The organism is Microbacterium bovistercoris, from assembly GCF_003387575.1.
GTDB classification, from domain to species: Bacteria; Actinomycetota; Actinomycetes; order Actinomycetales; family Microbacteriaceae; genus Microbacterium; species Microbacterium bovistercoris.
On sequence record NZ_QUAB01000043.1, the window covers coordinates 18,498 to 32,565 of the forward strand.

Sequence of the window (14,068 nt, forward strand, 5' to 3'; positions counted from 1 at the left end):
CTCACTGGATGCGGGCGCCGTCGAGCGCACCCGCATCCAGTGAGACCGGAACCCGGGGAGAGCCGTCCCGCGCCTCAGGCGTAGAAGCCGTCGCGCAGGTTGATGCCGTGCTCGATCCACGCCTTCAGCGCCGCGAGCATGCCGGTCCAGCCCTCGCAGTTGCCGAAGGCGCTCTTGGCGCCGGCATCCGTCGCGCTCCACGACTCCTCGGTGATCGTGACGAGCGTGCGCGCGCCGTTGTCGATCGGCGCGAACGCGAACGTGGTGCGGGTGCGCCCACTGGGGTTCGAGCCGGGTGCGGCGGCCCATTCGATGACGATCCGCTCGTGCGGCACCGACTCGACGACCTCGACGGGAAACCGGCCGGGGAAGTCGGCGAAGTCCCACGTGACATCGGCGCCGGCCTCGAGGCGGCCGCGGGCGCCGCCAGTGGTGAAGTACCGCGACAGCTGCGCGGGATCGGCCACCGCCTCGCACACCTCGGCGGCGGGTCTCGCGATGCGGCCCGACACGGTGAACGAGAGAGCGTTCAGGGGTGTTTCGTTCTCAGACATGTTATAAGATTACAACGTGTCATCCGATTCCGACAGTGACGATCTCGTCTTCAAGGCACTCGCCGCTCCGGTCAGGCGGCGGATGCTGGATCGGCTGCGGGAGTCGCCACGGACCACTGGCGAGCTGTGCGCCTGCTTCCCGGAGCTCGACCGCACGACCGTGCTGCAGCACCTGAGGGTGCTCGAGCGCGCGGACCTCGTCATCGGAGAGAAGCGCGGCCGCGAGCGGCGGCTCATCCTCGCCCCGCTGCCGATCAAGCGCATCCACGACCGGTGGATCGGCGAGTACGCGCGCGCGGCGGTGGAACTGCTCGACGAGCTGGGCTGACGTCGGTTGCATCTGCAGGCGGATGCCACGGATGCAGGCGGATCCGCTGCATCCGGGTCCACGGCCGTGAATCGTGCCTGCAGGTGTGACGGACCGGTCAGCGGACGGATGCCGGGGCGCCGGCATTCGTGAACTGCGCGGCGTGCGCGGTCCAGCCGGCCTCGGCCGGCAGGGAGCGCAGCGGGCGGTTCGTCAGCGCCATGGCGGCGGCGATCACGCACAGCACGACGCCGATGGTGATCGTGCCGGCTCGCCCGAGGTAGGACAGTCCGAAGCCGGCGATCAGCGGGGCCAGCGGCATCGCGCCCATGCCGAACACGGCGGAGGCGCTGGCGGCACGACCTATCACCTCCGACGGTGTCGCGACCATGAAGTAGCCCCCGAGACCGGCGTTCAGCGGTGCGAGCAGCAGGCTCGGCAAGGCCATGACCAGCACGATTCCCCACGGGTCACGGATGAGGATGGTCGCCGCGGCGCCGATCGTCAGCAGCACCAGGCCCGCGATCATCAGCTTGCCGGCGCCGATCCGGCTCACCACCGGCGTCGCCATCAGCGCACCGGCGAGCATCATCACTCCCAAACCGGCGCTGAACCAGCCGATCGTCGTGGGCGACTGGCCGTCCTGCTGCAGCGAGTAGACGATCGTCGTCATCACGGTGTTGATGCCGAGGTTGATGACTGTGGTGATCAGCAGCACGCCGCGCAGATCGGGGCGGGAGAACAGCCAGGTGAACCCTTCGCGGATCTCGCGGAGCGCGTTGGGCTTGGGGCCGCCGGCGGATGCTGCAGCAGCAGGCTCCGCGGCCGCGGAACTCTCGACCTCGTCGGTGTCGGTCGCGGTATCCGCCTTCTCTGCCGCGCGCAGCCGCGGGATGAGAGCGGCGGCGATCGTCGAGACCAGTTGGCACACGGCCATGACCGCGCCGACCAGCCAGCCGCCGACGACGAGCAGGGCGCCGCCGATCGGGCCTCCGGCGAGCTGCAGCGCAGCATCCCGGGCCTGGTTCGCGGCCTGCGCGCGGCCCATCGTGTCGGCCGCGACGAGGTCTTTCAATGCCGCTTCGCCGGAGGGGTCGAACAGGCCGGCGCGGGCGGCGAGGAGCACCTGAAGGGCGAGCAGGGTGCCGAACGTCAGCGAGTCGCCGAGCGCGAGCAGCGTGAAGGCGATGGACAGCGCGACGCCGATCGACGCGCCGAGGACCATCAGCGTGATGCGGCGGTGCCGGTCGGCGAGCACGCCGCCGAACATCGTGAGCGAGACGCTCACTGCCACGCCGACGCCGCCGATGATGCCGGCCTGCGCGGGGTCGTCCGTGACGAACAGTGCGATCAGCGGGACGGCGAACCGGAAGAGCGTGGCGGCGAGTCCCTTGCTCGTGTCGCTGACGAGCCACGAGACGTACTGCAGATTGCGCCAGAGGGAGGTCATGTCGATGAATCTAGACCCGCAAACAAACTTGCGCAAGTAGAATCGCGCAATTTTCTCTGAGTAGACTGCGGGCATGACCGAGCAGGAGGAACGCACGTCGCGGACCATGACGACGGCGATGCTCAAGGTGTTCGCCAACCCGCTGCGTCGCGACATGATGCGGGTCTTCGCGAAGAAGGAGTTCCTGCGCGCCGCCGACATCGCCGAGGAACTCGGTCAGCCCGCGAACAAGATCAGCTTCCATCTGCGGGTGATGGCGGATGCCGGACTGATCGTCGAAGCTCCGGAGCAGGCGCGCGACGGTCGCGATCGGGTGTGGACGCCCATCAAGGAGTCCCTCAACATCGGCGCGGCGGTCAGCGACGAGGACATCGCGCTCGGCAACGCCGTCGTCGCCGCTCTCGCTGAGGACCACGCCGCACTGACGCAGCGCGTGGTCGCGCATGCCGTCGCGACCCTTTCCGACGAGGAGCACGGTCAGCACGGCACGCTCATGGTCAACAACCTGCGCCTCACGCAGTCGGAGTTCACCGCGCTCGCCGAGCGGCTGTCGCAGGAGATCCGTGCTGCCGAAGAGGCGCACGACCGCTCCGACCCGGACGGCCGGGCCTGGCAGCTCGATATCGTCGCGGCAGACGAGACGATCTGATCGCCCACCCCGGGACTCGTCGCCCTTCGTCGCGCTTCGCTCGCTCAGGGTCCGCCCCTTCGTCGCGCTTCGCTCGCTCAGGGTCCGGTCCTTCGTCTCGCTTCGCTCGCTCAGGATCCGGGGGTGTGCGTTCCGGCTCCTGAGCGAGGAGCGCCAGCGACGAGACGAAGGACGCCCTTCACCGCGGAGACGGGGTGCGCACCGTCTCACGCATCCGGCGCCATCTCGAAGTCGTAGAGCGCGGGAACCGGTCGTCCCGGGAACGCCTCGCGCCACAGCGCGGACATGCTCAACTCGCCCTCGCGCAGGTCCGGCACTTCGAAGCCGGCCTCGAGGATGCGCCCCGCCTCGGCACGCTCGCCGGATGCCAGCGCGGCCTGCACGGCGAGCACACGGAAGCGCCCGCGTGCAGTGACCTCAGGCGGCAGGTCTGCGAGCAGCGCGCCCAGGCGCTCACTCCGCCCCGCTGCCAGCAGTGCGGCACCGAACTCGAGAGCGAGCGGGATGCTGCCGGGCGCCAGCCCGTACGCCCGCTCGAATGCGTCGAACGGGTCGTCGCCTCGAGCGAGCAGTGCCTGAGCGGCACCGCGCGCGGCCCAGGCCGTCGGATGCTGCGCGTCGGACTCCGCGTACAGGGATAGCGCGCGGTCGAGCTCGCCCGCCGCGTGCGCGATCACCGCGCGATGGTACGAGGTCAGCCATGACGGAGCGGATACCTGAAGCAGCCGGTCCCAGGTGGCACCGGCGACATACGAGGCCGGCGGAGTCGACGGATCATCCGTTCCCACCTCGGCGTGTTCCTCGCCGGCGCGCCGTGTGGCATCCGTTTCGTCTGTGGTGCCCGACGCAGGATCGGCACCGGGCGTCGGTGCGTCGGTCGGCCTCGACGGATCATCGGGGTTGGCGCCGGCATGTTCCTCGCCGGCGCGCCGCGCGACCTCCGTCTCATCCGTGACTTCCGAGGCCGCATCGAGCAGGTCCGCCCAATAGGCGCCTTCCGCACCCTCGCGCGAGAACCGCACCCCGGGCAGCCCGGCGAATGCCTCGCCGGCCCAAGCGGACAGCTCCTGCTCGAGCGCGCCCCACGGCGATCCTGATGAGAGCAGCTCGCCGGGCTCAGCATCGGCCACCGCCGAGAGACGGTCGAGACCGGCCGATCCGAGCGTCCCGTACGCCGAGCGCACAGCCCGGCCGACGGCCGCGGTCGCCTCCGCCCATTCGTCCTGGAACCCGGCGTCGACCTGCAGCGGCAGGAACGTCTCGGTCCACCCCCACGTCGCCCCGCCGGGCATCGGCAGGTGCTCGTACTGCGTGGTCGCGAGGCCGGCCTGGATCTCGAAGTACTCCCCGGACGCGCCGCCCAGCCAGTCGCACCAGCGCCGGCCGCCGGTGGTATCGCCCCACACGAACAGCTTGCGCCCGGTCAGCGGAGCGGTCGAGATGTGCGCGAGCCCGGCGCCACCGGCGTCCAGGGCAGCGATCCACGGCGTCTCGCCCTCGGGGACGTCGAAGAAGTAGTCGGCCGCGGCTGGTGCCGATGCGGGGCGGGAGGCATCCGTCTCTGTGAAATCCACGGCGGTGAGAGACCCGTCGTAGTCGGTCTTGTAGGCGATCGTCGCCGGAGCGAACACCCGGCTGCCCGATGTCTGGGCGACGGCGATGTTGGTCCACCAGTACATTCCGGTCTCGGCATCCTTCGGATTGCGCACCCGAACACGCACGTGCAGCGCCGGTGCATCCGAGTCCAGGGTCGCGTCGATCTGCACGATCAGCCCGCGCACGCGCTCGTACTCCCACATCCGCAGCACGGGCTCGCCGCCCGGCCCCATCACGATTGCGGCATACATCGGGTCGCAGGTCAGCGGCCAATGCCCGCGCATGCCGATGTTCCACTCCGCGCCGCCTGAGAACCAGGCGTTGCGCAGCGCGAGGTTCGCGGGCTGCAGCATCTCGTTGCGGTACACGAGGTCGCGGCCGGTGGCCTTGTCGAGCAGGCCGATCAGCCTGCCGCCGAGGTCGAGCGCGAACTCCGCGCGTAGGTGCTCGTTCTCGAGCACCGCGAGCCGCATCGGCTCGTCGGATCGCTCGCGGCCGTACGAGTCCTGCAGCAGGTACGGGTGGATGCTCGTCACCTGTCCGTACCGGATGCCGCGGGCGATCCGCTCCGGCAGCCCGTCGATGGACGCTTCATACGGCGCCTGCGGCATGGCGGCCACAGCGGGAAGCGGGTTCACCGCCCCGACCGGAGCAGTGGGCAGAGTGTGCTGGGCGATCGTCAGCGAGGCGGCCATGCGCTCAAGTATCCGGCATCCCGGTCGAGCGCTGTTCCCGTGCTCCGGTCTCAGCGGTTGTGGGTGCTCAAGGTGCACACCCGCAACGAGTGGAACCGGAACTGTGGGAGGGATCGGTCGTCCCGAAGCGACGCACCCGGAGCGCTGTTTCCCGTGCTCCGGTCTCGATGGTTGCGGGTGTTCGGGGTGGGGCACCCGCAACGAGTGAGACCGGAGCAAGGGGAAGGTGAGGGAGGGCGCGGCTACGCTGGGCGGGTGCCCGAGTTCGACTTCACCCGGCTGCGCCGCGCGCCCGACGTCGAGGCGCCGAACCTGCAGGCCTGGGACGCCACCGACGAACTGCTCGTGCGCGACGCCCTCGCCTCCGGCATCCCGGGCGACGAGATCGCCGTCATCGGCGACGAGTACGGTGCGATCACTCTCGCCCTCGCGGATGCCGGGATCCGCGGCATCCGGGTGCACCAGGACCTCGTGACCGGACGGCGTGCGCTGGCGCGCAACGCCGCCGCGCTGGGAATGGCAGACGGAACGGATGCCGGGCGGAGCATCGCGCCGCACCGTGGCGGTGACGGCGTGGACGGTCGGCGCAATCCGGCGTTCACGGAGCACGAACTCGACGAAACGCTGCTCACCGGCATCCGGCTCGTGCTGCTGCAGCTGCCGAAGTCGCTCGCCGAGCTGGACGAGATCGCCGATGCGATCGCCCGCTGGGCGGAGCCCGATGCGATGCTGATCGCCGGCGGGAGGGTCAAGCACATGACCCTCGGCCAGAACGACGTGCTCGCACGGCACTTCGCCGACGTGCAGCCGCAGCGCGCCGAACGGAAGTCGCGCCTGCTCGTCGCGCGCACCCTTCGCCGTCCCGACGGCCCGCCGCCGTTCCCGGTCTCGACGCGTCATGCCCTCGGCCGCGAGACCTCGAATTCCGCACGAAACCCTCGTGCTGAACATGGGACTCACGCAGAAGTCGAAGTCTCGCCGGGATCTCGCGCGAAAGTCGGGAGCTCGCCGGCGACGGAGCTCACCCTCTGCGCCTACGGCGGGGCGTTCGCCGGTGACCGCATCGACATCGGCACGAGAGTCCTGCTGGACGTCATGCCGGACATCGCCGAGCGCCCGGTCGTCATCGACCTCGGCTGCGGCACCGGGGCGCTCGCCGCGGCCTATGCGCTGGCTCATCCGGCATCCCGTGTGATCGCGACTGATCGCTCGGCTGCGGCCGTCCGCTCGGCGCGCGCGACCAGGGCCGCGAACGGCATCGCGAACGTCGAGGTCACCCTCGACGACGCCGGCTCCGAGCTGCCCGACAACACCGCGGACCTCGTGCTGCTCAACCCGCCGTTCCACCTCGGGAACGCCGTCGACGAGGCCGCCGGCCGCCGCTTGATCCAGGCTGCCGCTCGCCTCACGAAGCCCGGCGGCGAAGTGTGGACCGTGTTCAATTCGCACCTCGATCACCACCGCGCCCTGCAGCGCGAAGTCGGCCCCACGGAGCAGGTCGAACGCACCCCGAAATTCACGGTCACAGTGTCGAAAAGGCGTTGACCAGGTCACGATCGGGTGACAGAATTTGCCACCCGATCAGCCACTCGTTACGTTGGAATGCGGGCCTGACGGCCCGAAGACCAGTCCGCGACCGCGTCTTTCTTCGAACTTTGTGCTTATTACTGGTGTGAGATGCGGGCGTATGGTCGGTGATCTCTGCCCGGATCCGAAATCCGGTGCCAGTGCCGCCAGCACGACGCAGTCGAACGGCCTTGTGATCACCACCCGGGCGTAACCGAAGTGGGCTCATCCCACCCGAGGTGAGCCACGGGGGAAGCGTGTCTGAAACCGCTCTTGAAGCGCGCCATCTGTACAAGGTGTTCGGAAAGAATCCGAACCAGGCCGTCAAACGGCTGAAGGCCGGGGAGACCCGCGACGATGTGAAGGATGCCGGAACGGCAGCCGTCATCGACGCGAGCTTCACGGTCAACAGAGGCGAGATCTTCGTCATCATGGGACTGTCCGGATCGGGCAAGTCCACACTCATCCGCATGCTCAACGGCCTGCACGACATCACCGACGGCGAGGTGATCATCGGCGACGACGACATCGCCACCGCCTCGCCCGCCCGACTGCGCGAGATCCGGCGCGAGCGCGTCTCGATGGTGTTCCAGCACTTCGCGCTGCTGCCGCACCGCACGGTGGCCGCGAACGTCGCGTACCCGCTCGAGCTGCGCGGCGTCGGGAAGGCCGAGCGCCTGCAGAAGGCCGAAGAGATCCTCGCCCTGGTGGGTCTCGGCGGCTGGGGCGACAAGCTGCCCGGCGAGCTCTCCGGAGGCATGCAGCAGCGCGTCGGCATCGCCCGTGCGCTCGCCGCCGACACCGACATCCTGCTCATGGACGAGGCGTTCAGCGCCCTGGATCCGCTGATCCGCCGTGAGATGCAGGAGCAGCTGGTCGACCTGCAGGCCAAGTTGCAGAAGACCATCGTCTTCATCACGCACGACCTGAACGAGGCGATGTTCCTCGGCGACCGGATCGCGGTCATGCGCGACGGTCGCATCGTGCAGATCGGCACTCCGGAGGACATCCTCACCGACCCGGCGAACGACTACGTCGAGCAGTTCGTGCAGGACGTCGACCGCGCCCGCGTGCTCACCGCCGCGAACGTCATGGAGCGCCCGCGCCCGGTGATCTCCGAGACCGCAGGACCCCGCACCGCGCTGCGCCAGATGCGCGACGCCTACATGTCGGCGACGTACGTCGTCGGTCGCGACCGCACGCTGCTCGGCATCGTCACCGACCGGGATGCCGTGAAGCTGGTGCGCAAGGGGTCGAATGACCTCCGGACGGTGCTGAAGCCCGCGCCGCAGAGCGTGAACGAGGACTCCGTGCTGATGGACCTGTTCGTGCCCGCGGTCGAGTCGGTGCTGCCGCTGGCGGTCACCGATGCCGAGGGGCGCCTGGTCGGCGTGATCCCGCGCATCACGCTGCTCGCCGCCCTGGGCCCCGGCACCACCGCGACCGAGGAGCTCACCCTGCCGCTGCAGCCGATGCCGCAGGCGATCATCAACGAGGTGCTCGGCGAACCCGCCGACACCGTCGGCACTCCGGTCGTGGGCGGCGGTGCCGCCTTCTTCGACGCTTCGACGGGCTCAGCGACCCAGAAGGGGGAGGTGCTCTGATGGACGGTTTCCGCATTCCGATCGGCGACTGGGTCGAGAACGTCATCGACTGGGTCAAGGACAACCTCGAGGGCCTGCTCGATGCGATCGCCTTCGTCGTCCGCTTCCTGGTCGACGGCCTGACCGACATCCTGGTGAACACGCCGGTGCCGATCATGATCCTGATCTTCGCCCTGATCGCTTGGCTGGTGCGCTCGTGGCAGCTCGCCGTGGGCACCATCATCTCGTTCGTGCTGATCGTCGGCATGGGCGCCTGGGAGTCTGCGATGCAGACCCTCGCCCTGGTGCTGGTGTCGACGATCGTCGCAATCGCCATCGCGATCCCGCTCGGCATCTGGTCGGCGCGAAGCTCGGCAGTCCGTGCGGTGCTGAAGCCCGTGCTCGACTTCATGCAGACCATGCCCGCCATGGTGTACCTGATCCCGGCGATCGTGTTCTTCAGCATCGGCGTCGTGCCGGGTCTCGTCGCCACCGTGATCTTCTCGCTTCCGCCGGGAGTTCGGCTCACCGAGCTGGGCATCCGCGGCGTCGACTCCGAGACGGTCGAGGCCGGGCACGCCTTCGGCGCGACGAAGGGGCAGATCCTGCGCGGCATCCAGCTTCCGCTCGCGATGCCGACGATCATGGCCGGCGTCAACCAGGTCATCATGCTGGCCCTGTCGATGGCCGTCATCGCCGGAATGGCCGGGGCCAACGGTCTCGGCAAGGACGTCGTGCAGGCCATCTCGACCGTCGACATCCCGCTGGGTGTCGAGGCCGGCCTGGGCGTCGTGCTGATCGCGGTCTACCTCGACCGCGTCACCGCCGCGCTGGGCACGCCCGGCGAGTACCCCTCCTCCCTGCTCGGAACCCTCGCGCGCCGCCGCGCGGCGCAGCGGGCCCAGCGCGCGGATGCCGCGGCCGAGGCCGCACGCGTCCACGAGGCGGCCGAGCGCGAGAAAGCGCGCCGCACGTCGGCGATCTGATCCACCCGAACCCATACGGAACACAGCAGAAGAAACATACGGAAGGACCCACATCATGAAGTACGGACGCATCACAGCCGTCGCCGCTCTCGGAGTCACCGCAGCACTCGCCCTCGCGGGCTGTGCCGGCAACTCCGGCGACTCGGATGCCGGCGGCTCCGGCGACGGCGCCAAGGGCACCATCACCCTCGGCTACATCCCGTCCTGGACCGACGGCCTCAGCATGGCCTACCTGTTGCAGGACCAGTACGAGAAGCTCGGCTACGACGTCGAGATGACCACGCTCACCGAGGCGGGGCCGCTCTACGCCGGCCTGGCGCAGGGCGACGTCGACATGTACACCTCGGCCTGGCCCGAGGTCACGCACGCCGAGTACATGAAGAAGTACGGCGACGACCTCGAGGACCTCGGCGCCTACTACGAGAACGCCGTGCTGACCATCGCGGTGCCCACGTACACGAAGATCGACTCGATCGACGAGCTCAAGGGCAATGCCGACATGTTCGACGGCAAGATCATCGGCATCGAGCCGGGCGCCGGCCTCACCGGCGTCACGCAGGACAAGATGATCCCGGAGTACGGCCTCGACGGCGAGTACACCCTCGAGACCTCGTCGACGGCGGCCATGCTGACCGTGCTCGGCGAGGCGATCGACAGCAAGAAGGACGTCGTCGTCACGCTGTGGAAGCCGTTCTGGGCGAACACCGCCTACGACGTCAAGACGCTCGAGGACCCGAAGGGCGCCATGGGCACTCCCGAGACCCTGAACTTCATGGGTCACAAGGGCTTCGCCGAGGAGTTCCCCGAGGCGGCCGAGCTGGCCGGCAAGATCAAGCTCGATGACGACCAGTATGGCTCGCTCGAGGACATGGTCGTGAACGAGTACGGCAAGGGCAAGGAGGCCGAGGCAGTGGATGCCTGGCTGAAGGAGAACGGCGACCAGTTCGACTGGGTCGTCAAGGGCTGACCCCCTCCCGCCTCTTCACCGGCGCCCCGGTCCGCTTCGTGCGGGTCGGGGCGCCGGTGCGTCAGTACTCGGCCGTGACGAGAGGATCGGGTTCCCGGCGGGTGATGACGCCGTCCGCCTCGGTCGGGAATCCGTTGCGCGCCCAGTACTCGTACCCGCCGAACAGCTCGCGGGTGTCCAGCCCCGCCGCGAGCAGGACGCGGGCCGTCGCGGTCGCGCCGTTGCATCCGGGACCCCAGCCGTACACGATCAGCGTGCGGTCGCGGGGCAGGCCTTCGATCCCCAGTGCCACCAGGTGCAGCGCCCCCGCGATGTGGCCGTGATCCCACGACTCCTGCCGGCGGGTGTCGACGAGCACGGCCTCGCCCCGCGCCACCGCCCCTGCGGCGGCGACCACGTCGATCTCGTAGGCGAGGCGTGCGTCGACGTGCGCGAGCCGGGCGGCGATGCTGTCATCCATCCCGGTCATGCCCGCGTGCGCGCCTCGTCGAGGTACGCGTAGGCGGTCACCCGCGAGATGCCCAGCCGCTTGGCGATCGACTCGGTGGACTTGCGCATCTGCGTCGCGCCGCGCTGGTCGAGGCGTTCGAGCACGGTGATCTTGTCGTCGCGCGACATCTGCTCGACCGGGCGGCCGATCTCGGCGATCGCCTCGGTGATCATCGCATCCATCACCGACACCAGATCGGTGCCGAAGTGCTCGCGGGGGCCGGCATCGCCGCTGGTCGCCGCGGGCAGCAGCGCCTCGAGCATGTTCCTGGCCTGCTGGATCGGGCTGAGGTCGACGTTGATGCAGAACGAGGCGATGATGTCGCCCGCCGCATTGCGGAAGTACACCGACGAGCAGCGCAGTTCGCGGCCGTCGCTCGTGGTTCCGCGGTACCCGAAGGCGTCGTGGTCCTTCTGCCGGTCCTTCATGACGTCGAGGCCCAGCGAGGTCGACGGACCGCCGACGGAACGCCCGGTCACGTGCCCGTTCTCGATGGCCATGATCGTGTGGCCGAGGTCGACGTCGGCGCCGTCGAGGTTGTGCAGGACGACCTCGACCGAGGGCCCTGCGGCGGTGGCGAGGGCTCGCATCACGGGACGGTAGAGCCGCAGCACCTCCTCGGCGTTCTCGTAGGTCTGGCGCTCGGCAGCATCCGCCAGTGCGCTCGCCGTCGCGTCCATCGTCGCCTGTGTCACCATCGTCCACCTCAGCTTTACAAAAAATCTTCCTACTGGACAGATTGTCTATGTCGGGCTAGTTTAGCCAGCACAGCCCTCCAGGTCGAGGGCAGGATCCGCTTCACCCGAACTCTCTCCCGTGTTCCCGAGCAAGGAGGCTCCCATGTCCACAGTCGCACAGAAGGGCGGGCTGACGCCCCATCAGCGCAAGACGGTCGCCGGTGGTGCCATCGGCACGCTGATCGAGTACTACGACTACTACCTGTACGGTCTGGCGTCGGCTGCGGTGTTCCCCGCCGTGTTCTTCTCGTCGAACGACCCGGTGATCGCGCAGCTGGCGTCGTTCGCGACTTTCGCGGTCGGATTCTTCCTCCGCCCGGTCGGTGGTGTCATCTGGGGCATCGTCGGTGACCGCGTCGGCCGCAAGGTCGTACTGATGACCACTGTGGTCGGCATGGGTATCGCCACGACCGGCATCGGACTCATCCCCTCCGACCAGGTGATCGGCATCGCGGCACCGCTGCTGCTGCTGCTGTGCCGGCTCTTCCAGGGGTTCTTCGTCGGCGGTGAGATGGGCGGTGCCGCGACCATGGTCGTCGAGGCCGCGCCCATCGGCAAGAAGGGCCTGTACGGCGCCTTCCTGATCAGCGGCGCCGGCGTCGCGAACGTCGTCTCCGGCGGTCTGATGGCGGGGCTGGGGCTCGCGCCCGAGTCGTGGTTCCTGCAGTGGGGCTGGCGCATCCCGTTCGTGTTCTCGATCGTGCTCGCCATCGCCGCGGTGCTGCTGCGCCGCCAGCTCGAGGAGTCCGAGGAGTTCACCGCGACCCAGGCGCTGCAGATCGAGGCCGCCGGCAAGAAGGCCAACCCGCTCGTCGAGGCCTTCCGGCACCCGAAGAACGCGATCATGGGCATCCTGATCGGCCTTCCGCAGTCGATCGCCGGCTACGTCGTCCTCACCTACGGCCTGGGTTTCATGGTGTCGAACAAGCACCTGCCCGCTTGGATGGGCTTCGCCGGCACGATGATCGTCGGTCTGCTGCAGATCGTCGTCGCGCCCCTGTGGGGCCACATCTCGGACCGCATCGGCCGCCGCACCGTGTACATCATCGGATGCCTCGGCTTCGCCGCCATGGTCTACCCCGCGTTCGCGCTGTTCAGCACCGGCAACATGTGGCTGATCTGGCTCGGTCAGATCCTCGGCTTCGTGGTGTTCGGCGTCGCGATGCAGGCGACCCTCGCGACGATGCTCGCGGAGATGTTCGACGCCGAGGCGCGCACGACCGGCGTGAACATCGGGTACCAGATCTCGAACACCCTCGGCGGCGGCCTCGCCCCGTTCATCTGCACCGCGCTGGTCGCGTGGGCCGGCGGTTCGTTCTGGCCGGTCGTCGTCTACGCCGCCGTCATCTCGATCGTCGGCGTGATCGCGACCCTGAAGGCCTCGATCATCCCCGACGTCGAGGGCGCAGGCCGCCTGCACGAACTCGCCGCAACGAGCGCGGTGAAGACCACGGTCTGAGCGAGCGGATGCTGCGACAGCGCGGAGCAGCCCCGGATGCGGAATCGCATCCGGGGCTGCTCCCGTGCCCGGCTTCGGACGGTCGCCGCGACACGCGGGTCGTAGTCGCGGATGCGGCGGCGTGTCGTCTCCGGCATCCGAAGTTGAGCACGAAGCCGGGGAATAGTCGGTCGCACCGCGTGTGCCCGACTGCGGACGGGCGCCGCGACATGCCGGCTGTGGCTGTGGATGCGGCGGCGTGTCGTGTGCGGCGTCCGCAGTTGAGTACGCGGGTGGCCGCCGCAGGGTCGGCGCGTGGTCGATCGCGCTCTGTGTGCCGAACTTCGGACGGTCGCCGCGACACGCGGGTCGTGACGCCGGATGCTGCGGCGAGTCGTCTCCGGCATCCGCAGCTGAGCACGCAGCCGGGGCGTATCGCCCGTCAGTCGAGCAGCGCGGCCAGCGCAGGCAGCTGCGACTCGTCCTCCAGCGCAGAGCCGACGGCGACGACCCGCACGCCGGCGTCCAGGTACGCCCGGGCGTTCCCGGAGTCCATGCCGCCCGTGGCGACGAACTTCGCCTGCGGGAACGGTCCGCGCATCGCGGGGAACCAGCCCGTGCCGAGCAGCGATGCCGGGAACGCCTTGAGCCAGGTCAGCCCCTCGCCCAGTGCGTGCTGCACCTCGGTTGCGGTGGAGACGCCGGGCAGTGCGGGCAGCCCGGCCTCGTGCGAGGCGCGCACGACATCGACGTCGAAGCCCGGGCTCACGGTGAACGCGGCGCCCGCCTCGGCGGCCTGGCGCACGTGCTCGCGCGACACCACCGTGCCGGCCCCGACGGTCAGCCCGCGCTCGCGGGCGGCCTCGGCGAGTACCCGCAGGGCCTCGACGTCGGTCGGCGTCTGCACGGGCACCTCGACGGCCGTGATGCCGAGGTCCCAAGCGCGGGTGGCGGTGGCGAGGGTGCGCTCGACGCCCATGCCGCGCAGGATCGCCATCAGCGGGACGTCGCGGAAGATCTCGTCGAATGCGGAGTTGTCGGTCATGGTCT

At 69.3% G+C, this 14,068-nt stretch carries 13 protein-coding genes; 7 read left to right on the top strand and 6 right to left on the bottom strand.

All coding sequences use genetic code 11. From position 1 onward, the window contains the following. Window positions 1-74 precede the first annotated feature (74 nt). A complete protein-coding gene (locus tag DY023_RS10825; RefSeq protein WP_116242358.1) occupies window positions 75-554 on the bottom strand; it encodes an SRPBCC family protein in 480 nt (159 codons plus the stop codon). A 16-nt stretch (window positions 555-570) separates the two neighbouring features. Here DY023_RS10825 and DY023_RS10830 point away from each other — a divergent pair, with 16 nt between their 5' ends. Beyond that, entirely contained in the window at window positions 571-882 is a 312-nt protein-coding gene (locus tag DY023_RS10830; protein ID WP_181905813.1) for an ArsR/SmtB family transcription factor, read from the top strand. Window positions 883-979: 97 nt separating this feature from the next. Here the strand turns inward: DY023_RS10830 and DY023_RS10835 are convergent, their stop codons facing one another. Beyond that, window positions 980-2,311 carry an MFS transporter gene (locus DY023_RS10835; protein ID WP_116242359.1) on the bottom strand — a complete coding sequence of 444 codons (1,332 nt, stop codon included), beginning with the start codon at window positions 2,309-2,311 and terminating at the stop codon, window positions 980-982. A gap of 73 nt (window positions 2,312-2,384) precedes the next feature. On the opposite strand from DY023_RS10835, the gene DY023_RS10840 reads away from it, so the two are divergent. Continuing rightward, entirely contained in the window at window positions 2,385-2,960 is a 576-nt protein-coding gene (locus DY023_RS10840) for a winged helix-turn-helix domain-containing protein (RefSeq protein ID WP_116242360.1), read from the top strand. A gap of 206 nt (window positions 2,961-3,166) precedes the next feature. Here the strand turns inward: DY023_RS10840 and DY023_RS10845 are convergent, their stop codons facing one another. After that, window positions 3,167-5,251, bottom strand: coding sequence for a DUF5107 domain-containing protein (locus DY023_RS10845; RefSeq protein ID WP_116242361.1), 2,085 nt, complete (start codon window positions 5,249-5,251; stop codon window positions 3,167-3,169). 255 nt (window positions 5,252-5,506) lie between these two features. Between DY023_RS10845 and DY023_RS10850 the strand changes: the two genes are divergently transcribed. The 4 genes from DY023_RS10850 to DY023_RS10865 all read left to right on the top strand — a co-directional run bounded on the left by DY023_RS10850 (window position 5,507) and on the right by DY023_RS10865 (window position 10,353). Continuing rightward, window positions 5,507-6,796, top strand: coding sequence for a class I SAM-dependent methyltransferase (locus DY023_RS10850; protein WP_116242362.1), 1,290 nt, complete (start codon window positions 5,507-5,509; stop codon window positions 6,794-6,796). 278 nt (window positions 6,797-7,074) lie between these two features. Beyond that, window positions 7,075-8,421: a quaternary amine ABC transporter ATP-binding protein gene (locus tag DY023_RS10855; protein ID WP_116242363.1), complete on the top strand. Its 1,347-nt coding sequence runs from the start codon at window positions 7,075-7,077 to the stop codon at window positions 8,419-8,421. Then, window positions 8,421-9,386, top strand: a complete 966-nt coding sequence (locus tag DY023_RS10860; protein WP_116242364.1) for an ABC transporter permease — start codon at window positions 8,421-8,423, stop codon at window positions 9,384-9,386. Before DY023_RS10855 ends, DY023_RS10860 begins: the two co-directional genes overlap by 1 nt. Window positions 9,387-9,441: 55 nt before the next feature. After that, window positions 9,442-10,353, top strand: a complete 912-nt coding sequence (locus DY023_RS10865; RefSeq protein ID WP_116242365.1) for a glycine betaine ABC transporter substrate-binding protein — start codon at window positions 9,442-9,444, stop codon at window positions 10,351-10,353. A 61-nt stretch (window positions 10,354-10,414) separates the two neighbouring features. On the opposite strand, the gene DY023_RS10870 is transcribed toward DY023_RS10865, so the two are convergent. Further along, window positions 10,415-10,813 (bottom strand): rhodanese-like domain-containing protein, encoded by a 399-nt coding sequence (locus DY023_RS10870; RefSeq protein WP_181905814.1) that lies wholly within the window; start codon window positions 10,811-10,813, stop codon window positions 10,415-10,417. A gap of 5 nt (window positions 10,814-10,818) precedes the next feature. Continuing rightward, the gene (locus DY023_RS10875; RefSeq protein ID WP_116242367.1) at window positions 10,819-11,541 is read right to left on the bottom strand and encodes a helix-turn-helix transcriptional regulator; all 723 of its coding nucleotides are present in this window, start codon (window positions 11,539-11,541) and stop codon (window positions 10,819-10,821) included. 142 nt (window positions 11,542-11,683) lie between these two features. Here DY023_RS10875 and DY023_RS10880 point away from each other — a divergent pair, with 142 nt between their 5' ends. Then, window positions 11,684-13,039 carry an MFS transporter gene (locus tag DY023_RS10880; RefSeq protein ID WP_116242368.1) on the top strand — a complete coding sequence of 452 codons (1,356 nt, stop codon included), beginning with the start codon at window positions 11,684-11,686 and terminating at the stop codon, window positions 13,037-13,039. Window positions 13,040-13,460: 421 nt separating this feature from the next. On the opposite strand, the gene DY023_RS10885 is transcribed toward DY023_RS10880, so the two are convergent. Next, window positions 13,461-14,063 carry a bifunctional 4-hydroxy-2-oxoglutarate aldolase/2-dehydro-3-deoxy-phosphogluconate aldolase gene (locus tag DY023_RS10885; RefSeq protein ID WP_116242369.1) on the bottom strand — a complete coding sequence of 201 codons (603 nt, stop codon included), beginning with the start codon at window positions 14,061-14,063 and terminating at the stop codon, window positions 13,461-13,463. Window positions 14,064-14,068 lie beyond the last annotated feature (5 nt).